The organism is Paenirhodobacter enshiensis (genome assembly GCF_000740785.1).
Classification (GTDB): Bacteria; Pseudomonadota; Alphaproteobacteria; order Rhodobacterales; family Rhodobacteraceae; genus Rhodobacter; species Rhodobacter enshiensis.
On sequence record NZ_JFZB01000007.1, the window covers coordinates 194,382 to 219,234 of the forward strand.

The 24,853-nt window shown below is 66.3% G+C and carries 26 protein-coding genes; 13 read left to right on the top strand and 13 right to left on the bottom strand.

Features of this window, described 5'->3' with window-relative positions:
- Positions 1 to 255: 255 nt before the first annotated feature.
- The gene (locus CG50_RS06040; protein WP_161785388.1) at positions 256 to 618 is read left to right on the top strand and encodes a TadE family protein; all 363 of its coding nucleotides are present in this window, start codon (positions 256 to 258) and stop codon (positions 616 to 618) included.
- Positions 608 to 2,044, top strand: a complete 1,437-nt coding sequence (locus CG50_RS06045; RefSeq protein WP_081880304.1) for a pilus assembly protein TadG-related protein — start codon at positions 608 to 610, stop codon at positions 2,042 to 2,044. The genes CG50_RS06040 and CG50_RS06045 overlap by 11 nt, the downstream gene beginning before the upstream one ends.
- A gap of 221 nt (positions 2,045 to 2,265) precedes the next feature.
- Here the strand turns inward: CG50_RS06045 and CG50_RS06050 are convergent, their stop codons facing one another.
- The gene (locus tag CG50_RS06050) at positions 2,266 to 3,720 is read right to left on the bottom strand and encodes a GGDEF domain-containing response regulator (RefSeq protein ID WP_036636200.1); all 1,455 of its coding nucleotides are present in this window, start codon (positions 3,718 to 3,720) and stop codon (positions 2,266 to 2,268) included.
- 138 nt (positions 3,721 to 3,858) lie between these two features.
- Here CG50_RS06050 and CG50_RS06055 point away from each other — a divergent pair, with 138 nt between their 5' ends.
- The 7 genes from CG50_RS06055 to dacB all read left to right on the top strand — a co-directional run bounded on the left by CG50_RS06055 (position 3,859) and on the right by dacB (position 10,763).
- Positions 3,859 to 4,137 carry a DUF3572 family protein gene (locus CG50_RS06055; RefSeq protein WP_036636201.1) on the top strand — a complete coding sequence of 93 codons (279 nt, stop codon included), beginning with the start codon at positions 3,859 to 3,861 and terminating at the stop codon, positions 4,135 to 4,137.
- Positions 4,138 to 4,148: 11 nt separating this feature from the next.
- A complete protein-coding gene (locus CG50_RS06060) occupies positions 4,149 to 4,859 on the top strand; it encodes an HAD family hydrolase (RefSeq protein WP_036636202.1) in 711 nt (236 codons plus the stop codon).
- Positions 4,856 to 6,613 carry a DUF4153 domain-containing protein gene (locus tag CG50_RS06065; protein WP_051909601.1) on the top strand — a complete coding sequence of 586 codons (1,758 nt, stop codon included), beginning with the start codon at positions 4,856 to 4,858 and terminating at the stop codon, positions 6,611 to 6,613. Before CG50_RS06060 ends, CG50_RS06065 begins: the two co-directional genes overlap by 4 nt.
- A gap of 103 nt (positions 6,614 to 6,716) precedes the next feature.
- A complete protein-coding gene (locus tag CG50_RS06070; RefSeq protein WP_051909603.1) occupies positions 6,717 to 7,301 on the top strand; it encodes a heme NO-binding domain-containing protein in 585 nt (194 codons plus the stop codon).
- Positions 7,301 to 8,353: a GGDEF domain-containing protein gene (locus CG50_RS06075; protein WP_036636204.1), complete on the top strand. Its 1,053-nt coding sequence runs from the start codon at positions 7,301 to 7,303 to the stop codon at positions 8,351 to 8,353. Before CG50_RS06070 ends, CG50_RS06075 begins: the two co-directional genes overlap by 1 nt.
- A gap of 165 nt (positions 8,354 to 8,518) precedes the next feature.
- Positions 8,519 to 9,121 (top strand): nicotinate-nucleotide adenylyltransferase, encoded by a 603-nt coding sequence (locus CG50_RS06080; RefSeq protein WP_036636205.1) that lies wholly within the window; start codon positions 8,519 to 8,521, stop codon positions 9,119 to 9,121.
- A 199-nt stretch (positions 9,122 to 9,320) separates the two neighbouring features.
- A complete protein-coding gene (dacB, locus tag CG50_RS06085; protein WP_036636206.1) occupies positions 9,321 to 10,763 on the top strand; it encodes a D-alanyl-D-alanine carboxypeptidase/D-alanyl-D-alanine endopeptidase in 1,443 nt (480 codons plus the stop codon).
- Positions 10,764 to 10,804: 41 nt separating this feature from the next.
- Here the strand turns inward: dacB and CG50_RS06090 are convergent, their stop codons facing one another.
- Complete coding sequence (locus tag CG50_RS06090; protein WP_036636207.1) at positions 10,805 to 11,227, bottom strand: tellurite resistance TerB family protein; 423 nt, start codon at positions 11,225 to 11,227, stop codon at positions 10,805 to 10,807.
- Between the two features lie 104 nt (positions 11,228 to 11,331).
- Here CG50_RS06090 and CG50_RS06095 point away from each other — a divergent pair, with 104 nt between their 5' ends.
- A complete protein-coding gene (locus CG50_RS06095) occupies positions 11,332 to 12,939 on the top strand; it encodes a lysine--tRNA ligase (RefSeq protein WP_036636208.1) in 1,608 nt (535 codons plus the stop codon).
- Between the two features lie 199 nt (positions 12,940 to 13,138).
- On the top strand, positions 13,139 to 15,427 hold the full coding sequence (locus CG50_RS06100; protein WP_036636341.1) for a glycosyl hydrolase family 28-related protein: 2,289 nt from the start codon (positions 13,139 to 13,141) through the stop codon (positions 15,425 to 15,427).
- 108 nt (positions 15,428 to 15,535) lie between these two features.
- Here the strand turns inward: CG50_RS06100 and CG50_RS06105 are convergent, their stop codons facing one another.
- From CG50_RS06105 to CG50_RS06145, 9 genes are all read right to left on the bottom strand, one after another.
- Positions 15,536 to 16,540, bottom strand: a complete 1,005-nt coding sequence (locus CG50_RS06105) for a site-specific integrase (RefSeq protein WP_245615615.1) — start codon at positions 16,538 to 16,540, stop codon at positions 15,536 to 15,538.
- The gene (locus tag CG50_RS06110) at positions 16,537 to 16,746 is read right to left on the bottom strand and encodes a hypothetical protein (RefSeq protein WP_036636209.1); all 210 of its coding nucleotides are present in this window, start codon (positions 16,744 to 16,746) and stop codon (positions 16,537 to 16,539) included. Before CG50_RS06110 ends, CG50_RS06105 begins: the two co-directional genes overlap by 4 nt.
- A gap of 1 nt (position 16,747) precedes the next feature.
- Positions 16,748 to 16,969 carry a phage head-tail joining protein gene (locus tag CG50_RS06115; protein ID WP_036636210.1) on the bottom strand — a complete coding sequence of 74 codons (222 nt, stop codon included), beginning with the start codon at positions 16,967 to 16,969 and terminating at the stop codon, positions 16,748 to 16,750.
- Entirely contained in the window at positions 16,969 to 18,729 is a 1,761-nt protein-coding gene (locus tag CG50_RS06120) for a prohead protease/major capsid protein fusion protein (RefSeq protein WP_036636211.1), read from the bottom strand. The genes CG50_RS06115 and CG50_RS06120 overlap by 1 nt, the downstream gene beginning before the upstream one ends.
- Positions 18,726 to 20,042, bottom strand: a complete 1,317-nt coding sequence (locus CG50_RS06125; protein ID WP_036636212.1) for a phage portal protein — start codon at positions 20,040 to 20,042, stop codon at positions 18,726 to 18,728. Before CG50_RS06125 ends, CG50_RS06120 begins: the two co-directional genes overlap by 4 nt.
- 1 nt (position 20,043) lies before the next feature.
- Positions 20,044 to 20,634 (bottom strand): hypothetical protein, encoded by a 591-nt coding sequence (locus tag CG50_RS06130; RefSeq protein ID WP_152559446.1) that lies wholly within the window; start codon positions 20,632 to 20,634, stop codon positions 20,044 to 20,046.
- 148 nt (positions 20,635 to 20,782) lie between these two features.
- Positions 20,783 to 21,112: a hypothetical protein gene (locus CG50_RS06135; RefSeq protein ID WP_152559447.1), complete on the bottom strand. Its 330-nt coding sequence runs from the start codon at positions 21,110 to 21,112 to the stop codon at positions 20,783 to 20,785.
- A gap of 44 nt (positions 21,113 to 21,156) precedes the next feature.
- Positions 21,157 to 21,435, bottom strand: coding sequence for a hypothetical protein (locus CG50_RS06140; protein WP_036636215.1), 279 nt, complete (start codon positions 21,433 to 21,435; stop codon positions 21,157 to 21,159).
- The gene (locus CG50_RS06145) at positions 21,432 to 21,623 is read right to left on the bottom strand and encodes a hypothetical protein (RefSeq protein WP_036636216.1); all 192 of its coding nucleotides are present in this window, start codon (positions 21,621 to 21,623) and stop codon (positions 21,432 to 21,434) included. Before CG50_RS06145 ends, CG50_RS06140 begins: the two co-directional genes overlap by 4 nt.
- A 90-nt stretch (positions 21,624 to 21,713) precedes the next feature.
- Here CG50_RS06145 and CG50_RS16505 point away from each other — a divergent pair, with 90 nt between their 5' ends.
- Both CG50_RS16505 and CG50_RS16815 read left to right on the top strand, forming a co-directional pair.
- A complete protein-coding gene (locus CG50_RS16505) occupies positions 21,714 to 21,944 on the top strand; it encodes a helix-turn-helix transcriptional regulator (RefSeq protein ID WP_036636217.1) in 231 nt (76 codons plus the stop codon).
- Positions 21,941 to 22,444, top strand: coding sequence for a hypothetical protein (locus CG50_RS16815; RefSeq protein ID WP_152559448.1), 504 nt, complete (start codon positions 21,941 to 21,943; stop codon positions 22,442 to 22,444). Before CG50_RS16505 ends, CG50_RS16815 begins: the two co-directional genes overlap by 4 nt.
- A gap of 5 nt (positions 22,445 to 22,449) precedes the next feature.
- Here the strand turns inward: CG50_RS16815 and CG50_RS06155 are convergent, their stop codons facing one another.
- Both CG50_RS06155 and CG50_RS06160 read right to left on the bottom strand, forming a co-directional pair.
- Complete coding sequence (locus CG50_RS06155) at positions 22,450 to 24,234, bottom strand: phage terminase large subunit family protein (RefSeq protein WP_036636218.1); 1,785 nt, start codon at positions 24,232 to 24,234, stop codon at positions 22,450 to 22,452.
- Positions 24,221 to 24,715: a DNA packaging protein gene (locus CG50_RS06160; RefSeq protein WP_036636219.1), complete on the bottom strand. Its 495-nt coding sequence runs from the start codon at positions 24,713 to 24,715 to the stop codon at positions 24,221 to 24,223. Before CG50_RS06160 ends, CG50_RS06155 begins: the two co-directional genes overlap by 14 nt.
- Between the last annotated feature and the right edge of the window lie 138 nt (positions 24,716 to 24,853).

Here is a 24,853-nt window from a genome sequence, read left to right on the forward strand (position 1 = left end):
TGCCCGTCAAGCTCTCCCGCCCCAAGTGGTGATTTTTCAGGAGAGCAGCACCGTTGCAGCCAGATATGTGCCGCTATGCACGCGGTTTATCTGGAGCCGCTGCGAAAAATGGCTTACGTCTGGTAAAGAAGAGCCGTGGCTCACGCGGGTTTGAACAAGCCGGCCAGAGCATCTTCGCGGCTGAAGTGTGTGAGTTTTGTCATGATTGCCCCGAATCACAAACGCTGTCCGCGCCATGCAGACGAAAGTGGCAGCGTGTCCGTGGAATTCGCGCTTTGGGTGCCGTTCCTGGTCGCTTTCCTCGTTTTCATCGTCGATGTCTCGTCTCTGATGCACATTCAGACGGTGATGTATGACGCCGCGCGCGATGCCGCGCGACAGGTCGCGACCGGAAAAGCCACCACGGCCGAAGCCGAGACAACGGCCCGGGCCCGGTTTGCGTCGGGCTATGGCATGACGGCCTCTGTTTCCTCTGCCGATAATTTCGCCACCGCAACGCTGTCGGCCCCCTATGCGCGGCTGGTGCTTGCGGGGTCGGGGATTGCCTCGGCGCTGATCGGAGACCGGACGCTGACGGCGAGTGTGACCATGCTGATGGAGCAAGACGATGAAAACTGACCGCAAGAGCAATGCGATGCAGGCGTTTCTCGGCGAAAGGGGATCGGCGTCGGTCTGGGCTCTGTCGCTGATGGTGTCGTCGATGGTAGTCGGCGGGCTGGCGATCGACGGATCGAACGCGTGGCGCGTGCGTCAGAAGCTGCAGATCGCGGCGGATGCGGCCTCGCTGGCGGCGGCGCAGAAGCTGCCCGATGTCGATGCCGCGCGGACGATGGCGCTTGATGTGGCACAGCGCAATCTCGGTGGCGATGCCCTCGATCAGGCCGCGATCACGGCGCAGGATGTGAAGTTCGGCACCTGGTCGGATGCCAAGGGCTTCACGGAAGGAGCGACAGACGATGGCACGGTGACGGCGGTGCAGATCGATGCCGCCCGCAGCCTGCGCCGCGGCAATGCGCTCGGAACGTTCCTGCTGGGGCTTGTCGGTGTCGATTCGTTCGAGCCCTCGGTGTCCTCGACCGCGATCCCGATGACGACCTCGACGGTGGGCAACAAGCTCAGCTGCGAGGATGCGATGATCCTGACCTCGGGGCGGATGAATACCGGCGGCGGCAATGTGCTGAACGGCGACATCTGTCTGCACGGCACGCGCGGGCTTCTGACCGGGGGAGGGGACTATTACGCGGGCGGGGTTCAGATGTCGGCAGCGACGCGCGCGCAGGTCACCGTGAACTATACCGTTCCCGGCTCGGAAACCGCGGATGAGGTGGCGCGGGCGTCGGATCTGACCCCGGTGGTGCTGCCGAAGCTGTCGAGCATGTTCGAAACGCTGTGGAGCGGCATTTATTCCGGTCTGAGCAAGCCCAACGGCAAGGATCTGGTGGTTGACGGCTATTACACCGGCAACCTGCTGCCCGATTTCCTCAAGGATTCCAATGGCCGGATCGCGGTCGTTTATGTCGACAACAACGGTTGGTGGACTGTGCAGCCGGGGCAGCTGCAGCCCCACACCATCTATCTGGTCAATCACGGGATGCAGATCGCCGGCGGCGTGCAGGCACAGAATGTCGCGATCATCGCACGTGGAGACATCGGCGTGGGCGGTGGAGCTAACCTGCATTACACCAACGATTATTTCTTCTCGACCGGAACGATCAACACCGGCGGCGACATCTACTGGGGAGATGCCGGAAGCTACTGCACCAGCGGGGCTTACAGCGTCTATACCTTCGCCTACAACACGGTGTCGCTTGGCGGCTGGGGCGGCGGAGCGGGGGCGCACGGGCTGTTCGGCGCGGCGAAGACCTTCTCGCCGGGGGGGGCGATGAAAAACTCGGGCGGGCTGTATTTCGAGGCTTCGAACGATACGCAGCTCGGCGGAAACCTGTCCTTCAACGCCTGTGGCAAGCGGCTGGAATCGTTCTATGATTCGGCTGTTCCGAGGCAGACGACCACGGTCACCAAAACCGGCAAGCTGAAACTCTGACAAGGTTGCGACCATGGGGTCCGCCCGACGGGCGGGCCGGAGCCTGCGGGCGGCGACGATCCGAGAATGATAGCACAAGGGCTCAGGCCCCAGGTGCGCCGGCCGGTGCAGATGCCCCGGCCGGCGTTTTCGTCTGCACCGGATGACGGGTCTCCGAAGCGCGCGCCGCTCTTTGTCATTGGGATTGCCCGCATCTTCGGGCACTGCCCGTCCGCCGTCTGTCACGCGGCCGACCGGTCGAAGACACGGATCTGATCGCGTCCGCTGGTCTTCGAACGCATCAGCGCCCGGTCTGCCCGGTCGAGCAGCACTTCGGGCGCCATCGGACGCGTCTCGCGGTCAGGATCCGGGCCCGGTTCCTGCGGCGTGATCGCCAGCCCGACCGAAACGGTGACGGTCAGCTCCGGCACGGCCCCCGGCAGGCCGGTGATCGGCACGCGCGTCGCGCGCAGGACCTGCTCTGCCAGAGCGCGGGCCTCGCTCAGGCCGCTGTCGGGCAGAGCGATCAGAAATTCCTCTCCCCCCGTGCGGGCCAGCAGATCGCCCGGACGGATGGTGTCGCGCAGCCGTTGCGCCACGGTCGCCAGAACCGCGTCTCCCGTCGCATGGCCCCAGCGGTCGTTGATCTGCTTGAACCGGTCGAGGTCGAGCGCCATCACCGCGAGTGTGCTGCCCGTCTGGCGCGCGACCTCGGCCATCCGGGCGATCTGCGGCATGGCGTAGCGGCGGTTGTGCAGCCCGGTCAGCGGGTCGATCGTGGCCAGACGCAGCCCTTCGGCGAGTTCGGCGCGGCGGCGCTGCAGCCGGTGGCGGCGCTCGATCAGCCGGTGCAGGCGCACAGCGGCTTCGGCGCTGTCGGCGGCCGTCGCGGCCGGCAGCAGATCGTCCGCCCCGAGATCCAGCGCCGAGGCGGCGCTGCGCCGACTCTCGGGATCGCCGTTGTCCGAAACGCAGAGCACGCTTTCGCGCGCGCCCGCGCGCGCGCGCAGTTCGGCCACGAGTCGCAGCCCCTCGGCCCGGGCCGAGAGGTCGGGGGAGAGGACGAAGGCCTCGGGACATTGCCGGCCGGAGGCCAGCGCCAGCGCCTCTGCCGGGCCGAGGCGAAGCAGGCAATCGCCGCGCAACTGTCGGGCGAATGCGCCGCGCCAGCCCGGGACGGTCTCGGGCGGGGGGGCTTTCTGGCCCGGGGTGTCGCGTGCCGCGGCGATCAGCGCGATCCGGACGGATGGGCGGAATGGCGTTGCGTCCTCGTCCAGCCCGAGGGGGAGTGCGCTGTCCTCGGGACGGCTCAGATCTTGTTCTGCCGCGGCCCGACGCAGGGCGGCGCGCATCCGTGCCAGGAGTTCGGCCCCGTCGGACGAGGCGCTGAGAACGTCGCTCGCCCCGGCCTCGAGCGCGGCAAGGCGCAGCGCCGCATCGTCCGTTCCCGCCATCAGCAGCACCGGCAGCAGGGCCCGGCCGGGCTGGGCGTGCAACCTGCGGCACAGCGACAGCCCGTCGAGGTCCGGCAGTGCCATGGCTGCGATCACCAGCATGGGGGGATCGTGCAGCGCATGTGCCAGCGCCTCGCGCGCGGTGGTGGCCGTGGCAATGGGATACCGGGCCTCGGCGATCCGGGCCTTGAGCATGATCCGGCTGGTGGCGCCGTTGTCCACGATCAGAATTCTTCCGGTCATGGTGCTGGTCCTCCTTCACCCTCGGACTGCAAGATCGTATCGTGACCGGAAATGGTTAACGAAGTGTTTCCCAATCCCGGTTCCGGCCGGGAACCGCCTGCGGCGATGCACTTCCCTGAACGTGAGGACGCGCCGCCCATGGATACAGACTCTGCCCGCATCCTGGCGCTGCGCGCCCTTGGCTGGCTGGCCGCGGACGATGCGCTGTTCGACGCCTTCCTGACCAGCTCGGGGACCGATGTCGCGGCGGTGCGCGCTGCGGCCGACACCCCGGCGCTGTTGACCTCAATGCTCGATTTCGTCTTGCAAAGCGACGAATGGGTGCTTGCCTGTGCCGGAGAGCTTGCGGTAGCGCCGACGGAACTTGCGCTTGCGCGCGCCGTTCTGGGCGGACGCGACCGGATGCACTGGACCTGAGGAGACTGCCCGTGACAATCTCTGCGCTGCTGTTCGACAAGGATGGAACGCTGTTCGACTTCTCGGCCACCTGGTCGAACTGGGCCGAGACGGTTCTGGACGATCTGGCGGGGGGCGATCCGGCGCTTGCGGCGCGTCTGGCGGAGCGGCTCGGGTTCGACCGGGACGCACGGCGCTATGACTGGCGTTCGCCGGTGATCGCGGGCACGACGCGCGAGGTCGCCGAGGCCATCGCGCCGGAACTCGCGACCCGCGACATCGACGCGTTGGCGGCGCGGCTCGATGCGCAGTCGGCGCGCACGCCGCAGGTGCCGGCGGTGGCGCTGCGGCCGTGCCTGGGGGCGCTGCGGGGACGGGGGCTGAAACTCGGTCTGGTGACGAACGATTCCGAGGCCTCGGCGCGGGTGCATCTTCAGGGCGCGGATGTGCTCGATCTGTTCGATTACGTTGCGGGCTATGACAGCGGTTACGGCGCGAAGCCGGGGCCCGGGCAGCTGCGGGAATTTCTGGCGCGCGAGGGGCTCGATCCGGCGCAGGCGGCGATGGTGGGCGACAGCCCGCATGACATGGCCGCGGCGCGGGCGGCGGGCACCGGGGCGGTGGCGGTGCTGACCGGGCCGAACCCGCGCGCGGTGCTGGAGCCGGTGGCGGATGCGGTGCTCGGCTCCATCGGCGAACTGGGCGGCTGGCTCGACCGGCAGGACGCGACGGGGGGAAGATGATGGCGGCGACGGAACGGACGGGTGCGCGCAAGGTGTTCGCGCGGCGGGCGGAATTCGTGATCATCGGGTTGCTGGCCGGGGCGAGCTTCTGGCGGCTGACCGAACTGCCCTGGAGCTGGCAGGACAGCGAGCCGTTCCTCGCCACTGCGGTCATGGCTCTGAGCTTCTTCGGCGGGCTTCTGGCGATGCTCGGCGCGCTCGGGCTCGGGCGGGCGCTGACGGCGGCGGCGGCGATTTCGGTGCCGGCGGGGGTGCTGGTGCTGCTCAAGGCACGCGATTTCGCCGACCCTGCCGAGATGCTGGCGACGGGCCATGTGCCGGTGGCGCTGATGGGGCTGGTGACGCTGCCGGTGCCTTTCGCCATCGCGCTGATGACCGAGGGACGACGCGGCTGGCGCCATTACGGGCGGCTGTTCACCGAAAGCTGGAACATCGTGGTGCGCTATGCCGCCGCCTGGCTGTTCGTGGGCGTGGTCTGGGGGGTGCTGTGGCTGCTGTGGTCGCTGCTCGATCTGGTCGGGGTCGAGATCGTGGGCGATGTGCTGACACGCGCGCCGGTGGTGTGGCTGGTCAGCGGTGCGGTGATGGGGCTCGCGCTTGCCGTGGTGACGGAGATGGCCGACACGATCTCGGCCGATCTGCTGCTGCGGCTGTTGCGGCTGTTGCTGCCGCTCGTGCTGCTGGTCGAGGTGGTGTTCGTCGCGGTGCTGCCGGCGAGCGGGCTGTCGCATCTGTTCGGAGTGATCTCTCCGACCGGGATCGTGGTGGCGACGGCGCTGGCCTCGATCGGGCTGGTGACCATCGCGGTCGATGCCGAGGACGCCTGTGCGGCCCAGGCACGGGCGCTGACGCTGTCGGCGCGCGGGCTGGCGCTGTTGCTGCCGGTTCTGGCGGGGCTGGCGCTGTGGTCGCTGGGGATGCGGGTGGCGGAACACGGCTGGACGCCCGAGCGTGTGGGCGGAGCGGTGCTGATCGCGCTGATCTGCGGTTATGCGCTGTGCTACGCGGTCGCGGTGCTGCGCGGTGCGCGCTGGCGCCGACTGATCCGGCAGGCGAATATCGCGATGGCGCTGATCGGGGTGGCGACCGCAGCGGTATGGATGACGCCGCTGCTTTCGGCCGAGAGGATCGCCGTCGCCTCGCAGATCGCGCGCTATGACGCGGGAACGACCCGGGCCGCGCAGCTGCCGCTGGCCGAATTCGCCAAAGGCTGGGGCGCGCCCGGGCGCGCGGCGCTGGAAACGCTGCGCCAGCGTGCCGCTCAGCCCGGGCAGGACGAGCTTGTCCGCGCGCTGGCGCGGTTCGACGGCACCGCGCCCGAAACCCGCGTCGATCCGGCCGAGGCGCGGGCGCAGGCGCTCGCTCTGACGATCGCGGTGTTGCCTGCCGGCACCGAGGTGCCGCCCGCGCTTCTGGCGCGGATCGCGGCGATTGCCGACGACGACTGGGCGAAGGGCTGCGCGCGCCGCACCCCGGCGGGCCATCCCGCCTGCCTGCTGCTGATCGAGGACCTGACGCCCGGCCGGCCCGGGCGCGATGCGCTGTTCGTCCGCGATGCGCCCTATGATGCGCTTCTGGCGTTTCGCGAGGCGGGCAACGGCTGGGCGTCGGCGCGGCCGGTGTTTCTGGGGGCGGGAGCGGTGCCCTCGGGCATGGCGCTGATCGACGCGCTGAGCGCGACCGGCGGAGCCACCCGGCCGGCCGATCTGCGGGCGTTGCCGCTCGATGCGCAACAGCTGTCGGTGGTGCCGTGAACGAACGCTGATCCGGCGGAAGGATAGCAGGGCTTCGTTAAGACCCCGGATGTAGTCTCGCCCGGCAAAGGCGCGTGACCGATCTGGGGGGGCGATGCACAGTATGATCAACCGCGCGATACAGGGGTTCCTGTGTCGCTATCACGGCGAGACGATCTGGTCTGAGATCGCCCGCCAGGCCGGCGTGAGCTCCGAGGGGTTCGAGCCGATGCTGCGTTATGACATCGGGGTGAGCGAATCGCTGATCCGGGCGGCCTGCTCGGTGCTCGGATGCGACAGGTTCAATCTGCTCGAAGATCTGGGCGCTTATCTGGTGTCGCTCGAACGGGTGCGGCGGCTGCTGCGATTCGGCGGGGCGGATTACGTGGAATTCCTGTTCTCGCTTGACGAAATCCGTGAACGTGGGTTGATGACATTACCGAATGTGGAACTGCCACAGATGACGTTTTCGCAGCGCAGCCCGCTGGATTTCGTCGTCGAGGTGGGCGGCGATTGCGCCGACTGGGTGGCGGTGACGGCAGGAATGTTGCGGGCGATGTCCGATGATTATGGCACGCTCGCGGTGATCGAGCCGGTCCCCGCTGGGCCGGGCAGGGCCGGGCATGTCCGTGTTCAGGTCCTGGAAGCCGACTTCTCTGACGGGCGCAGCTTCGCTCTTGTCGAACCGGAACTGAGAGGAATCGCCTGATGCCGGGACGACCGAAACCGTTTCCCTGCCTCGATTCGTCGGAGCTTGGGCAACTCATGCCGATGTTCCTGTGGCTCGACCCGCAGGGGCAGGTGCTGGACCTTGGTCCGACGCTGGCACGGGTGCTGGGGTGCGATGCGGTCGGCACCCGGTTCGACGATCATTTCGTGCTGCGCCGGCTGCGTCTGCGCGGGCCCGAGGTGCCGGTGCCCGACGGCACGGTCGCACCGCCGAAAATGAGCTTCGATCGTGGCGCGCTGCGGCTTCACCTCGATCTTCGGGGAAATCCGGGGGTGGGGTTGCGCGGCGCGTCGGTGGCGCTTGGGCCTGGCGGAGAGGATGGAGTGTTGCTCAATCTCACCTTCGGCATCCACATGAGCGAGGCGGTGCGCGAATTTGGCCTGACGGAGGCGGATTTCGCCGCCTCGGATCTGGCGATCGAGCTGCTGTATCTCGGCGAGGCCAATGCGGCCGTGCTGGGCGAACTCGGAGAGATGACGGCGCGGCTCGAACTGGCGCGGCGCAGCGCGGTGGCGCAGTCGCTGACCGATCCGCTGACCGGGCTGGCGAACCGGCGCGCCTTCGATGCGGCGTTGGGCGAGGAAATCGACGCTCAGGCCCATGGCGGTGCGCCCTTTGCCGTGGCGCATGTCGATCTCGATTATTTCAAGGAGGTCAATGACACGCTGGGGCATCCGGCGGGCGATCATGTCCTCAAGACGGTTGCACGGCGTCTGGTCCAGGCGCTGCGCAAGGGCGATCTGGTGGCGCGCACCGGTGGCGACGAATTCCTGCTGCTGCTGCGCGGGCTGTCCGACCGGGAGCGCCTGCTGCGGCTGGGAGAGCGGCTGATCGAGGATATCGAGGCCCCTTGCGACTTTCGCGGAACGCCATGCCGGGTGTCGGCCTCGATCGGGCTGGAGACATCGCAGGGCTACGATCCGATGACCACCGATGCCCTTCTTGCGGCGGCGGACCGCGCACTTTATGCGGCGAAGCGTTCGGGCCGGGGGCGGGCGGTGCCGGCGGTGGACTCGGACGGCGCGGAATGACGGGTGCCCCTGTGCCCGTCGCGCCGCTGGAAGCCCCGGCCCCGGTGCATCATCGCGCGGAGGCGAGGCCAGCGGGGCGGTTTCAGACCTTCGGTGCCAGCTCTGATACCCGGCGGTGCGACATTCCGCTTTTCAGCTGCGGTTCCGATCGGTTAGGCAGCCGGAATGAGAAACGGTTTTCCCATCGCGACGCGCGGGATGCGCATCGGACTGCTCGGCGGGTCCTTCGATCCGGCACATGCCGGTCACGCCCATATCACCCGCGAGGCGATGCGCCGCTTCGGTCTCGACCGGGTGTGGTGGCTGGTCAGCCCGGGCAATCCGCTGAAGCCGCGTGGCCCCGCCCCGATGGGGCAGCGCCTGGCCGAGGCGCGCCGGGTAATGCGCGACCCCCGGGTCGTCATCAGCGACCTCGAGGCGCGGCTTGGCACCCGCTACACCGCGCAGACGCTGAAACGGCTGACAGCGTTGTATCCCGGGGTGCAGTTCGTCTGGCTGATGGGGGCGGACAATCTGATCCAGTTCGACCGCTGGGATCACTGGCGGGCGATCTTCGGGCAGGTGCGGGTGGGCGTGCTCGCGCGCCCGGGGGCGCGGATGGCGATGCGTTCGGCCCGTGCCGCACGGATTTTCGAGGCGGCGCGGCTGCCGGCAGGACGGGCCCGCGCCTTGCCTGCGGCGCCGATGCCGGCCTGGTGTTTCGTGCAGATCCCGATGTCGGACATGTCCTCTTCCGAGATCCGGGCGCGCGGTATCTGGACGGGCTGATCCGGACAGCTTCGCTTTCCGGGGGCGGACAGGGGGCACTGGCAGCCGCCCGCCTCCGAGGCCTGTTTCCCGCACAGACCGGCCTGCCGGAACTGCGGGGGCTTGCGAAGCATTGCCTTGAACAGCCGCGGTCCCGGGCGCAAAATTCCGCACCGATTCGGCTGTCCGCGGGGACGGCCCCTTTACACGGACGAACATCATGATCGACATTTCTCGGCGGGCCGCTCTTGCGGGGCTGGTGTCCTTTGGCGGCGCGGCGCTGCTGTCGGGTCCGCTGCGGGCCGAGGCTGCGGCCGGCGCCCCGGCCGAGGATCTGATCGCCGCCTCGAAACTGTCGGGCGACGTGGCCTATGCGGTGATCGACCTGGCTTCGGGCCGGGTGGTCGAGGCGCGCGAGGCGGATCGCGCGATGCCGCCGGCTTCGACCGCGAAGACGATCACCACGCTTTACGCGCTTGACGAACTCGGGCCCGACTACCGGTTCCGCACCCGGCTGATCGCGACCGGGCCGGTTTCGGGCGGGGTGGTGCAGGGGAACCTGATCCTTGCCGGCGGCGCCGATCCGACGCTGACGACCGACGATCTGGGCGACATGGCGGCAGCGCTTGCGCGGCGCGGGGTGCGGGGCGTGACCGGGCAGTTCCTCGTCTGGGGCGGCGCGATCCCCTACGCCGAGGACATCGCCGACGATCAGCCGGTGCATGTGGGCTACAACCCGGGGATCTCGGGGCTGAACCTGAACTACAACCGGGTCCATGTCGAATGGGGCAAGGCCAAGGGCGGCATGGCGATGTCGGTCGATGCGCGCGGCGCGCGTTACGTCCCCAAGGTGTCGAGCGCCGATGTTGCCGCGGTCAACCGCGCGGCGCCGCTGTTCACCTACAACCGGGCGAGCGGCAAGGAACACTGGACCATCGCCGCGAGCGCGCTGACCAGCCCGGGCAGCCGCTGGCTGCCGGTGCGCGATCCGGCGGGCTATGCGGGCGACGTGTTCCGCACGCTGGCCGCGGCGCAGGGGGTGACGCTGCCGGCCGCGAACCGCGCCGGGGCGCCGGGCGACGGAGCGGTGCTGGCCGAGCATGTCTCGGACCCGCTGAGCGACGTCCTGCGCGACATGCTGAAACATTCGACCAACCTGACCGCCGAGACCGTGGGCATGGCCACCAGCGAGGCGCGCGGCCTGCCGGCGGCGAAGGGGGCCTCGGGCGCGGCGATGAGCGCCTGGCTCGCTCAGACCGTGGGCGGCACGCAGGCGCGGTTCGTCGACCACTCCGGGCTGAATGCCGAGACGCGGATCAGCCCGCTCGACATGGCGCGGGCGGTGGCAACGCTCGGCGGGCGCGAGGGGCTGCGGCCTCTGCTCAAGCCGTTTCCGCTGCGCGATGCGCAGGGGCGCTGGATCGACAATCCGCCGTTCCGGGTGGATGCCAAAACCGGCACGCTGAACTTCGTCTCGACGCTGACGGGCTATCTGACTGCGCCGGGCGGGCGCGATCTGGTATTCGCGGTATTCACCGCGAATACCCGGCTGCGCGACCAGAGCGGCGGGCAGGAGAACGCTCCGGGGGTGAAGCCCTGGGTGGCGCGCTCGAAGGTCCTGCAAAGCCAGCTGCTTGACCGTTGGGCGCGGCTTTACAGCTGATTTCATGGTGTGGCGGGGCCGGGGCGGCCCCGCCGACGTCTTTACAGCGTCGCGTGGCGCGCCCGCGCGCCCCATTCGATCGCCACCGCGTGAAGCCGGTCGATCGCCAGCTCGCCGCGGATTTCCTCGAGCATCCTGAGTTCGGGCTGATGCAGCACGCCATCGGCCGCGGCGATGTCGCAGGCCAGCGCATAGGCGGTTTCGAACAGCCGCTCGGGCAGGGCGTTGCGCACCAGCCCGAACAGCGCATCGAGCCCGTCCTCCACCTCGAACAGCGCATAGACGGTCTGTGCCACCGGGCGGATGCGGTCGATGTCATAGCCCGCGAAGACCGGCATGTGATTCACCGTCCGCTCGATCGCCACGAGTTCGGAGGTGCGGATGGTCTCGTCCGAGGCCGAAACCGCCACCATCACGGCGACGAGGGCATCCTGAGGGGAAAGCGAGGGGAGGGTCTTGGTCACGGTCGGTCCTTTCGACGTATCTGGGGCAAGAATTATTGACGATTGCCGGCCCGTTCAATAGGTGGAGCGGTCATGGGCGCATGGTGCGCCCCGAAGAGGTAGAGATGACGACCCTGCGCGACGCTGCGATGAACTCCAAAGCCTGGCCTTTCGAGGAAGCGCGCCGGGTGCTCAAACGCTACGAGAAGGCGCCGCCGGAAAAAGGTTACGTGCTGTTCGAGACGGGCTACGGCCCCTCGGGTCTGCCGCATATCGGCACCTTCGGCGAGGTCGCGCGCACGACGATGATCCGCCGCGCGTTCGAGATCATCTCGGACATCCCGACGAAGCTTTTGTGCTTTTCGGACGACATGGACGGGATGCGCAAGATCCCCGAGAACGTCCCCGAGCAGGAGATGCTGCACGCCAATGTGCAGAAGCCGCTGACCTCGGTCCCCGATCCCTTCGGCGAATACCCGAGCTTCGGCGCGCATAACAATGCGATGCTGCGCCGCTTCCTCGACACCTTCGGGTTCGAGTATGAGTTTGCGTCTTCGACCGAATATTACCGCTCTGGCAAGTTCGACGACTGGCTGATCCGCTGCTGCGAGAAGTATGACGAGATCATGGCGATCATGCTCAAGTCGCTGCGCGAGGAGCGGGCCTCGACCTATTCGTGCTTCCTGCCGATCCATCCGGAAACCGGACGCATCCTTTACGTGCCGATGAAGAACGTCGATGCGAAGGCCGGCACCGTCACCTTCGACGACGAGACCGGGCGCGAGTTCACCGTGCCGGTCACCGGCGGCCATGTGAAGCTGCAGTGGAAGCCCGATTTCGGGATGCGTTGGGCCGCGCTCGGCGTCGATTTCGAGATGTATGGCAAGGACCACTCGACCAACACGCCGATCTATGACGGCATCTGCCGGGTGATGGGCGGCCATGCGCCCGAGCATTTCACCTATGAGCTGTTCCTCGACGCCAATGGCGAGAAGATCTCGAAGTCGAAGGGCAACGGGCTGACCATCGACGAATGGCTGACCTATGCCTCGACCGAGAGCCTGAGCTATTTCATGTATCAGAAGCCCAAGACGGCGAAGCGGCTGTCGTGGGAAGTGATCCCGAAGATGGTCGACGAATATCACCAGCAGCTGCGCGCCTACCCGGACCAGCCGCTGGAGAAGCAGATCGACAACCCGGTGTTCCATATCCATTCGGGCAAGGTGCCGGCCTCGACCATGGTGGTGCCTTTCGCGATGTTGCTGAACCTCGCCTCGGTCTCGGGGGCGAAGGACAAGGACACGCTGTGGGGCTTCATGCGCCGCTACGCGCCCGAGGCGACGCCGGAGGCCAACCCCGACCTCGATCAGGCGGCGGGATTCGCGGTGCGCTACTTCAACGATTTCGTGGCGCCGACCCGCAAGTTCCGCCTGCCCGAGGCGAAGGAGCGTGCGGCGATGGAGGATCTGGTGGCGCGACTGAAGGCGCTGCCGGCGAAGCCGCTCCACGAAATCTTCGCCGAGGATCCGGCCGAGGAGTTGCAGACCATCGTTTTCGCCATCGGCAAGGAACATGGGTTCGAGCCGCTGCGCGACTGGTTCACGGCGCTTTACGAGGTGCTTCTCGGTCAGTCGCAGGGGCCGCGCTTCGGTGGGTTCATCGCGCTGTATGGTGTGCCCGAGACCGTTTCGCTGATCGAACGCGCGCTGGCGGGCGAGCTCGCCACGGCCTGAAAATGGCCTGAGCTTCATCGCTCAACAGATTGAAATTGCTTGAAACGCCCGGTTCGTTGCCGGGCGTTTTCGCATTCCCTGCCGGGGGCTGCGCGCGGTCGGCTTAACCTTCGTCAACGGTTTCGGCCTAGCTCTGTCGGCGTCCCGGAGGCGCGTGGCGGATGCGCCGCCCGGTCCTGCGCAGCATAGGGGAATGCGGATGAACAAGGCGATTACCGAGGGGCTGGCGCTGATGCCGCCGGCCTTCGACGAGGGGCTGGGCCTGTGGTCGAGCGAGAACGGCACGGCCGGATCGGCGACCTATTCGGGGGCGACGAACGCGGCGCTGGTGCCTGCCGATCAGGATTTCGGCAGCTGCCTCGAACTGGTGAAAACGCAAGCCACGCAGAAACTGCGCTACATGGGGCACACGCCGATCCTGCCGGGGTGCTATCTGCGGATCTCGACCCGGGTCAAGGTGATCAGCGGCAATCTGCCGGCGGTGCGGGTGGCGGGCTATGCGATGAGCGGGTCGAGCCATGTCTCGGGTCTGGTGGAGGTCGGCCCCTCGACGGCGATCGGGGGTTATGGCGACATCGTCACGGTTTCGGCTATCGTCGGCACCGGCAAGCGCGGCGGCGTCGACATGGTGTGGGGCACGGTGCCCGATTACGGCTTCTTCGGCATCGACCTGACCGGGCAGACCGGCGGCACCGTCCGGGTCGAGAACATCGTGATCGAGGACATCACCGAAGCCTTCCTGCGCGACATGATGGACTGGGTCGACGTGCGCGATTACGGCGCGATGGGCGACGGGGTGACGAATGACCGCACCGCTTTCGTCGCGGCCGATGCGGCGGCGGCGGGGCGTTCGATCCTGGTGCCGGAGGGGGTGTATTACATCGGCTCGTCATTGTCGCTGACCGCGCCGATGCGCTTCGTGGGCACGCTGAAGATGCCGGTGGCGGCGCGTCTGGCGCTGCTGTCGAATTACGATTTCCCGACCTATGCCGAGGCCTTCGGCGACGAGGTGACGGGGTTCCAGAAGGCGCTTCAGGCGCTGTTCGGCTTCACCGATCACAACACGCTCGATCTGTGCGGGCGCCGGGTCGATCTGGACCGGCCGATCGACGTGGCCGATGTCACCCCGGATCTGAGCAGCTTCTCGAACCGGCGGGTGCTGCGCAACGGTCAGATCAACGTCGTCGACAGCACCGCCTGGGATACGGTGACGGTGACGTCTCAGGCAAGCTATTCGACCTCGGCCTCGACCACGCTCAGTTCGGTGGCGAACATCGCCAATATTCCGGTCGGGGCACGCGTTACCGGCTCTGGTGTGGGGCGCGAGGTCTATGTGCGTGCGGTCAATGTGGCTGGCGGGTCGCTTACGCTGTCGCAGCCGTTGTTCGGCGGTTCCGGCACGCGGACCTATACCTTCACCCGCGACCGCTACATTCTCGACTTCTCCGGCGTCGGCAAGCTCGACCGGTTCAACATCGACGATGTGGAATTCCTGTGCAACGGCATCGCGAGCGGCATCATGCTGCCCGTCACCGGCGAGATGAACCATATCCGCGACTGCTACATCAACCGTCCGAAGGCGCGCGGCATCACCTCGATCGGGCGGGGGTGTCAGGATCTGCTGGTCGACCGCTGCCAGTTCCTGTCGAACGAGGGGGCGCTGGCCGCGACCGACCGCACCACCATCGCGATGAACGTCAATGCCAATGACACCAAGATCCGCGAAAGTCGCTTCGTGCGGTTCCGCCATACCCTGGTGATGAACGGCACCGGGCATCTGATCGTGGGCAATCACTGGTTCCAGGGCGACGATTTCGACAGCTCGCCCTTGCTGCCGGGGCTGATCTTCTGTCAGGCCAATGTGCAATCGGCCGTCACCGGCAATTACATCGACGGCAACACCGTCGAATGGACCAACGAATACGATCCCACCCCCGACCTCGGGACCGAGTATTCCTTCGGCGGGCTGACGATCACCGGCAACACCTTCGTGTGCATCCGTGCGGCAAGCTGGTTTCGCTGGCTGTCGGTCCGGCCCTATGGTGCGGGGCACTATATCCAGGGGCTCAGCGTCACCGGCAACGTGTTCCGCACCGTCGACTGCACCATCGACCGGATCGAGGGGGTCGATACCGCCTATGCCGGCCTCGACAAGCAGCGGATGCGCAACGTGGTCTTCGCCAGCAACACTTTCAACGGGGTGTCGCAGATGACGGTGAATCCGGTGATGTTGCAGGTGGATCAGGCGACGGCGCAGACGGTCTGGACGGTCAGTCCGGGCGACTGGCTGCCGTTCGGGGGCTGGGCGCGCAACGTGCAGGGGCTGGTGGCCGAGAACGTGATCTCTAACAGCGCGGGCTCCCGGGTCAGCACCATGCCCTATGTGACGGTCGAGCAGGGCTCGGCCAAGCAGAACGTCACGCTGAACTGGCCCGAGGCCGCGAAGGGCAGGGTGCATGTCACCGTGCGGATGGACAATCCGAACTGATCTGCATGTTTTCCTCGTTATTGTCCATGTAATTCAGGGTCTTGAAGGTGGTGATCAGTCGAGGGGTATCAACGGTGGTATCAAGTTCGCGTTCCGTGCTTGTTCCGTTCATTCGCGTTTACCCCTCGCCTGACGCGCTTGCGTGATCTGGCGGGCTTCGCCGGCATACTTGATCACCATCTTCTTTGAGGCGTGGCCGGAGTAAGCCATGATCTGATCATCGTTGCAGTCCGCCCATGCCAGGTCCATCACGCCGCGATAGCGCATCGCGTGCAGGTCATAGGCTTCCAGTCCGAGGCGCTTGCGTTCCTTCAACATCAGGTCCGACATGGTGCCATAGCTGAGACGGTTGCCATCCCGATTGCGGAGGATCGGGGAGGCTCCAAACGGCACCACCCCCAATTCTGCTTTCGCGCGATCCAGTGCGGCCTTGAGATGGGTCGTGCAGGGCAACAGAAGGGGCTTGTCCGTCTTGTTCTGGCGCAGGCGCAAAGTGCCGACCCCGGCAGGGTCGTAGTCGTTCCAGTTGAAATCCACCCAATCGCCGGGCCTCTGAATGGTTCCAATGCCGATCTCAAAGATCAACAAGGGGAGCGGATTGGCTTCGGCCCGGAACTTTTCCATCGCCCAGTCGGGCCACGGCACGTGAACGCGCTTGCGTTCCGTTGGCGTCTTGAGGGCACGAACACCCTTCGCCGGATTGTGCTCGATCCATCCCAGATCAATCGCGTGTTCGCACAGAACGATAAGCATCTGCGGGATGTAGTTCGCGAACCGGGTGCGATGCGCATTGGCCTTCTGCGCCGAAATCACATCGGACCGTTTCAGCGCCTTCACGTCACGGGTGCCGATCTTCTCGCGCAGGTAGTCCATAACCTTGTCGTAGTCTCGGCGCGTGCGCGGCTTGAGCGAATTCCAGCGGTCTGAGGTGCGATAGTTGTCCATAAGCGCCGCCCAGGACGTCTTGGCCTCGAACCGCTTCCCGGTCAGGATTTCCCAATACTGGCGGTCGAACGCCTCCGTGCCCTCGTCGGCTTCGATGCGGATCAGTTTCATGCCCGTCTTGCGGAAATAGATGCGGCCCGACGGATGCCGCCAGAGATACTTTTTCACCAGTTCACGCCTCCCATGCCCTCGATAGCATCGCCGCGCCCGATGCAGCGCAGCGCCTCGGCATCCCAACGCACGACGCCCGGAACGATTTCCAGGCCGCGCGGCAGGTGTCCCGCGATCACATGCGAACGGAACTCACCGATGCCCATATCGAGAAGTGCGGCGGCGTTCTTTTCATTCACGTAGATCGGAGACACCCGAGCCATATCAAAACCCCTTCGAAGTCGAGAACCGGACCGCGTTCGGCGCGGGCGCGGGGGAGGAAGCGCGCCGGATGCGCGCTTCCAGATCTGCAATTGCCAAGGCCATTTCCGCATCGGACCGGAATTCGATCCGCTCTTCATTGATCTGAGCGGACTTGAGCCCCCTGGCACGGTCCAGGATCAGCTTGTCGCGTTTCGCGATCAGTTCGGCGAGTTCGATGGCCATTACGCGCCCAGGTCCTTCTGCCAACCGCGGAAATCGAGCCAGCCGGCGCCGAAATCGAGGCGGATCTTGAACTCGACCCCATCGACCTCGAACCCGGTGCGGGTCTCGACCTGCGGACCCGGCGCGCCTTCGAGGTAGGCATATTCGAGGCCGTCGATCACCGCCGGATCGGCCGCCAGATACCATTCGAGGCCGGTCAGGCGCGGTTCGACGATCAGCGAGAGGTTCGAGAACGGGTTCACGTCCGCCGTCTTGGTGGCGTTGATCTGGGTCAGCAGCTGTTCGGCCTCGGTCTCCAGCTCGGGGCCGACCATCAGGAAACGCGGGGTGGCATTGATCAGGACACCGCCCGGCGAGGTTTGCTTGCGCATCGCCAGGCGACGGGCGGCGATGGTGGTCAGCGACAGTGCTTCGGGCGGATCAGCCACCTCGGCAAGGTTGCCGTGATCGGCGTGGAACACCGTCTTACCGTCCGCCATGACCGGGTTCTTGTTCACGCAGTCGAAAAGGACATTCGCCTCGAAGTCGGCCGCCGCCGCGCCGAGCTTGTTCGGGATGGCGGTGAAGGCGCCGAGGTCGTCGTTCACCATGGCCTGCCGGCTGATTGCGAAGATCTTGCCATAGGTATCGAGCTTGTAGCTCTCCGGGGCCGCGCCGATGGTGCCATAGGTGAACTCGCCAGCTTCGTTGACCTTCGAAAGCGTGCCGAAATCTCCCATAGCCACCGAGCTCTTGGCGCGGAAGTCGCGGGCGGTCGACTGGCGGGCGAGCTGGCGGACGCCCGAGGGCGCGGCCTCATAACCCCGACGCACTTCGCGGTTAGCAGTGTTATCGAGGATCGCGGAGAAATCGCCGGTCGTGTGCATCCCCAACGCGCGGGTCAGGATCGTGTCATTCGAAAGGCCACGGGTCGAGAGGCCCGCACGTTCCAGCGAGGCGCGAGCCATGTCGGTGACGCTCATGTGCGCGAACTGGCGCGCCTCGGGGGACAGCTGGTGTTCGGGGTGGCTGCGGGCGAACAGCGCCTCGCCGGCACGGGTGGCGATCACCGCCGGGTCGGTGTGGTCGGTGCCGATGGTGGCGGTGGGGGTGCGCACGGCCTGCGCCTGCGAACGGTGCTGCATCGCCTCGAAGGCGGCGGCGCGGGCGGCCTCGACGGTGGTTTCCGCGTCGATCTGGGCATCGGCCCAATCGCGGCCGAGGCTCGCGGTCTCGGCGATGCTGCGGATCGCGCCGTTGATCTCGGCGCGGGTGGTCAGGGTCTGTTCCTGGGTCTCGGGCATGGTGGTGTTCCCTTTGCGGAAATGAGCGCCGGCATCGGCCGGCACGGGGACAACGGACACTTCGATGGGCGTCCAGTTCACTGCGGTGCGCTGGCGATCCTTGCCGCGCTGTTGGTCTTTCCACTCGGTCACGCTGTAGCCGATGGACAGGCCGCGCAGGGTGCCGTCTGCGATGTCGTTCAGAACGGCTTTGGCGGGGTCGGTGCTGCGGAAGCGCATCAGCACCCACAGCCCTTCCGGGCGCAGCTCGGCCGCCTCGACGACGCCGAGCTGATCGCTGGTCGTGGCCGAACGGTGGCCGTCGAGGACCGGGGCGCCCGCGCGCAGGCGCGACAGGTCGGCCCCGGTGAGGTCGAGCCGCTCGATATAGCCGGGGCGGGCAACTTCGGCGCCGGTCGAAACAATCGCCTCGACGGTGCGGGCCTCAAGGTCGACGGTCGAGGCGGCGGGGGTGGCGGCGCGCAGGTGCAGGCTCATGCGGCGGCCTCCGTGGTGGCGGCCCGCATCGCATCGCGGGCGCGTTCCTCGTCCAGTTCGTCAATGTCGCGGCCCCGGCCGGCCACGACCTCTTCGCGCGATTTCAGGCCGGCTTCGATCGCCGCGACATCGGCGGCGACTTCGTTCTGCGGGTCGACCCACGCCCAACCGGGCGCGACGAAGCGCACGGCGTGATAATCGGCGAGGCTCGCGCGGTCGGCCGGCAGCTCGCCCGCGAGGGCGCGAATGTCGGTCCAGCGCTTCCACAGCGGGCGCAGGAACTGGGCCTCGATCAGGTTCAGCTGCATGGCCTCGGCGCGGCGGCGGAATTCCAGCATCCCGACGCGGGCCGAGCTGTAGTTCGCTTCGCCGAGGTCGCCGGTCAGGGATTCGAAGGTCAGGCCCGCGCCGGCGGCGATCTCGCGGTCCTGGGCGCGCAGGAACTCGATGGCCTGGGCGAGGCCCTGACCGGGCTGCGAGAACGACACCTCGGCGCCGGTCGGCAGGATGCGCATCGCACCGGGTTCGAGGGCGACGTTCAGGGTGGTGTTCTCGGCGAGGAAACCGGCGGCGGTGCCGTCGGTGTCGCGGATGAAACCCGTGATCAGGGACGCGACCTTGAGCTGCATCAGCAGCGCGTCCGAGGCTTCATCGCGGTCGCGCAGCTTGAGAAGGACCGGCGCCAGCCAGCTCAGGCCGCGGACCTGCCCCGGAAACAGCTTGTCGAACATGTGCAGCATGTCGCTCGCCGGGACGCGGATCGGGGCGGCGTAGGTCTGGAACGGCGTGCCCGGCGCCTCGCGCAGGACGTGATAAGCGACGACCTGATCGGCGGCGTCGAACTCGATCCCGGCGACGATCCGCGCCCCGTTGCCGAGGTCGCGGGTCAGCGACGGGTCGATCTGATCGGCGGCCAGCAGCTTCGGGCACAGGGTGCCGTCCTCGGCGACCACCAGCTGAACGAAGGCCTCGCCGTCGCGAACGATGGCGCGGGCCATGGTCATCATGAGGGGGCGGGTCATCGCCTCGAAGGCGTCGGACAGCGCGCGGCGGGTGGCGGTGTCGGGGTGCTGCGGGCGGACCTGCCAGCCCTTGCCGACCAGCGACACCGACCAGGCTTCGACGATGCGGTGCCCCTGCGCGGTGTTGGTGTAGAGCGCCGAGGCACGGGCCTTCGACGCTCCACGGGCTGCCAGGGTCTGTTGCTGCGGGGTGGCGAGGCTGGCCGCGCCCTCCCACCGCCGGCCGCCCCCGCCGGCCTCGACCCCCGACCGCTTGAATATCCTTTCGATGATGCTGAAGGGGAAAGCCAATTCAACGGTTCTCCCAGTTCCGGGGCAGATCATGGGCCTTCGCGCGCTGCCAGAAATCACGGCAGAGACGCGAAGCATTGATCATCAGGCACCCGGCCACCTCGTTTTCTTCGATAGGGTCTTGAGAGAGGTTGCGCCGGGCCACACGCTCATGGGTGAGTTTCCGGGCTTCCTTGATCGAGCGGAGGTTGTCCGGAACGCTGTCGATGGTGCCGAAGAAGTAGTTCCAGCCCTTCCTCAGATCCGGTTCATCGTTCTGGAAATCGAAACGTCCGGCCCAGATCTCAGAGGTGACCGCGCCAAGGTCGAAAACTTTCGCCTGCGGATACCCGGAGAACGGGACACGGATGTTGCTCAGGGCCGTCGTCGAAAAGTCCATCGCGTCCTGCCAGGACAGGCCGTAGCGCTCGCGCACCTCATTTCCGCCCATGATGTAGATCACTGCCGGGGCCGAAAAGCTGCCCCAACGCCGGATTTCCTCGGGGTCATCGGCCAGGCCACCGGTCGCGAGCTCAAGGATGCTGCGGTGACGCAGGTCCTTGAGTGTAGCCATGGGAATTCCGGTAATTTTTTGCACATCGCTGATACGCATTCGCATCTCCTGAAATGGATAGTTCATCCAACCATATATTGAAATGGGTGGTCGATCAATCCATTCGGTGCGCGTCGTTGTTTGCTTGGTTCTGATTTGTTCTCGCGCTGGCCCGGCACTCCGAGCACGGCTCGCTCCGAGCCGAGCACTAGTTCGGGCGCTGCACTTCCATGCCGGTCAGCTCGCGCGCCTCGCGCCAGAGCGCGCCGGTTTCCCAGTCGGGATAGGAATCGCCGCAACAGGTATCTATGATCACCTTGGCAGCGAAGTCGGCCGCGCAGGTGGCCGGAAGCGCCATCAGCTCGGCCTCCATCTTGTTCAGCTTCTCGATTACCCGCGCCGCCGCTTCCCGGTCCTGCGTCTTCGCCTTGGCACCTTGGGCGGCGATGATACATTGCGCCGAGGCCTTCAAAATCTCCCTGTGCTTGTGGAACAGGGCCATGATCGGCGTTTTCGGGATGGTCTTGAGTTCGGTCATGATTTTTTCAACCAACATGAATGCGTTCGTATCGCGGCACTGCTTCAGTGCCATCCGCCACCAGTGGGCAGCCAGTTCAGCGCGCCGGCATAGCCCACCATGCGGCATTCGTGCGGAGCCACGGGAACGCCGGGGGCGTCGGTGATCGTGATGGCGTAACGCTCGACGCCTTCCGGCAGGATGGGGCGGAAGTGCAGGCGCAGCGTTTCCGCGATCTCCTCTGCCTTCTCTTCGAAAGTCAGCACCGGTCGAGCGAGCGCCGGAGCAGACAGCCCGATGAGGCCAGCCGCCGGTGCGGCGGTCAGGAAGGTGCGGCGGTTCATGCGTGCACCTCGATCAGTTTGCAGGTCTGGCGCAGGGCGGAACGGATGTAGGCGCGCGTTTCGCGCTCGGTCTGGGTGTAGCCCGTGGGGCGCTCGGTCGCGTCGAGCGCAAGCGCAAGGCAATCGTGAATGACGTTCAGGCGGGCAGACGGCAAGCCGGGGGCGGCTGCCGAATTCAGGTTCGGCATTACGGGACTCCGTTGAACAAAATCATCTATGTGATACAAATTGTCTAACATCGCCCATAATGTCAAGCAAAATGGATAAGGTTATCCAGAATGTCGTTAACACCTGCGCAGTGCCGTGCCGCTAGGGGACTTGTGAACTGGTCCCAGACCCGCCTTGCGGAGGAAGCCGGTGTCTCTCGGGCGACGGTTACGAGTTTTGAGGCTGAGAAGCGCGTTCCAATCGGGAACAACCTTGACGCTATTCGGTCAGCCCTTGAAGCCGCCGGCGTCGAGTTCATCCCCGAGAACGGTGGTGGTGCTGGAGTGAGGTCGAAGCATTGAGGGATGATAAAGTTTTATTGGCGAAGATTAGTAATATCAGCCGAGAATTACTTTTAAAGCGCAAAGAGCTTTTGGAAAAGAAGCAAGATATTTTTTTCCCCGATGAAGATGACGGGATGCTAAATGAAGAGTATGCTCTTGACTTCCACATAAGTCAGTTGAACACTTTGAGGTTTGAATATTTAGAGAAAAAGCTCACTGAGGCTAAAACGCCAGTTCCTAGCATGGCTTATGATGCTGACCTATGGGAATTATCAGCGCGCTGTAACTACTACCCGAGCGATGAAATTATTGTAAAAATGGAATCCGCCTTAGAAGAGGCAAGAAACGAGATAGGAAGAAATAGATCATACCTCATATCGCAGCGCTCTCTCTATGTCGCGATTATCGCACTCATTGTTAGCCTCGTCCCCATATTAAAAGATGCATTTGACTGTCTGAAAGCCGCCGAAACCTCGCCCGTCAATTCCGTGGCGCCTGAAAAATTAAATTCCAATTGAGTTTATTACCGCCTATGCATCCAACTCGACTGTAGCACCGGGCCGCGGGCGGCGGCCGGCTTCGGTTCCGCCCGTGCCAGATCCTCGCGCCGCGCCTCGGGGTTGATATTGACCATCTGGCGCGCGGCGAAGGCGTAGACGGTGCAATCCAGCGCCTCGGCCCGGCGGCCGGGGATGCGCTCGAAGTTGCGCACCGGCTGGCCGCGCGAGTAGCGCACCACCGCCCGTTCCGAGGCGAGCTGTTCATACCAGACCGGGGCGAGGCTGTTCGAGAACCGCACCAGCCCGGCGCGCGGCAGGCGGGCGAACAGCTGCGTCTTCACGGTGTCCACTCCGACGATCCACAGCCGGGCGCCGGTCTTGGTCGTCGAGCCGGCGCGCTCGATCACCGGGCGGTTGCCGGGCGCGCCCTTGATCGCGAAGACCTTGCGCGCGGTGCGCGGCCGGCAGAAGCCGGTGACGCGGTGCATGGACGTGCCGTCGCCCGCGTCGATGGCGGTGGCGTCGATCCCGATCTTGCCGCCGAGGGCATGGGCGAAGCGCTCGCGCAGCAGGGTGTCGAGTTCCGCCCAGGTCTCTTCCGCGTCGAACGCGCCCCAGATCACCCGATGGCCGAGGACGATCATCGCGCCGGCCTCGGTCCAGCCGACATAGGTCAGCTCGAGGCGGTCATGCTGCACGTCGCAGCCGAGGGTAAGGGCCAGCACCTCGGCCGGCACCGCCTCGAGGCCGAAATCCTCGGCGCGGGCGGACAGGCTGTTTTCGTCGAGTTCGTCGCCCTCGGAGCGCCAGCCCTGGCCGAGGATGGTGTTCACGAAGGTCTGCAAGGTGGTCGGGTCGTCCTTGGCGGCGACGAACTCGGCCGCGAGCTTGCCCCATGCGGCGTTGGCGTGCAGGCTGATCAGCGCATTCATGCGGAAGCCCGCGTGACCGCGCACCTCGGGGCGGGTGGCGCGCCAGCGGCCTTCGGCGATCATGCGGGGCTTGTGGCGTTCATCGACCTCGGTCGCGCAGTTCGGGCAGCGCCAGCGGGCAAGCTCGGGCTGGCCTTCGGGCCATGTGATGTGGTTCCAGGCGATTTCCTCGAACACGCCACAGGCGGGGCAAGGCACTTCGAAGATGCGCTGATCGGACTGGGCGTAAGAGCGCAGGACGTGGCTCGTTTCCTCATGCACCGGAGTCGAGCCGAGGACGATCTTGCGGTCGGGGAACGACAGGGTGCGGCGCTCGGCCAGCAGGATCGGCGAGCCTTCGGCGGTGGGGGCCATGCCGTCGACTTCGTCCATCAGCAACATGCGGACGTTGTGCCGGCGCAGGTTGCGCGGTGCCTTGGCGGCGACGACCTTGAGCGAGCCCCCGGGGAAGCGGCGTGACAGCAGGGTGTTGCGGCCGGCTTCGTCCAGCTCGCCCGAGAGGGCCTGAGCGACGGCGGGCGAGGCCGAGAAGATCGGCTCGATGTCGCTGACCACGTAATCGCGGCAATCGCTCTCGGCGGGCAGAAGGCACAGGATCGGGGCCGGGTCGTTCGCGACGAAGCTGGCGACGGCCGAGGTGAGAAGCGTGGTGAAGCCGACGCGCACCGGCTTGACCAGGGTCACGCGCTCGATGAGGGGATCGCCGATGGCGTCGGCGATCTCGCGCTGGAACGGCCAGAGGCGGACCGGGCCGGGTTGGCTCGACACGCCTTCGGGCAGGCGAACTTCGCGCTCGATCCAGTCGGAGAGGCGCAGGCGCGGCGGCGGCATGAGGGCGGTGAGCGCTTCGGCGCAGAGCTGTTCAATCGTGGGCATGGGCGAGGTCCTCCAGGGCGGTGCGCAGTTCGCGGTCGAGGGCTTCGATCTCGGTCGCGTCGAGGTGGGGCAAGGTCGAGCGGATCCGGGACGGCACGGCGAGGATGCGGGACCGGACCTGTCGCAAGATCTCGGTCCAGCCGCGCAGCACGTCCGAGGCGGCGACCAGCTCGGCGCGGGCGACGGCGTTGCGGCGTTCGGCTTCGTCGGCCTTCTCGCGGGCAAGGCGCGCCCTGGCGGCGGTCAGGCTTTCGGTCTGTTCCTCGCCGCCCCAGCGGGCGGCCGTGCTGCGAAGATGGGCGGTGTAGGCGCGGACGGTGGCGCGCATGTCGTAGCAGTCATGAGCGAGGTGAACGGCGATGCCGCGTTTCTTGAGGTCGGTCAGGGCGGCGGGTGAAATATCCAGCAGCTCGCACAGGTCGGCGCCGCCGATCCTCAGCACCTGGCCGCCGCCGAGGTTGAGTTCTTCAAGGATCTTCATTCGAATTTAACCCTTTGATTTTTCATAGCATAGGGTGAAATGTCGGGGTGCGAATTACCCGCACCAGAGGTCAAAGGAAGGACCCGCGCGGGCTGTCGGCCGGGCTCCGGGCGGCGGATCATCCGGGCAAGCTGCCCG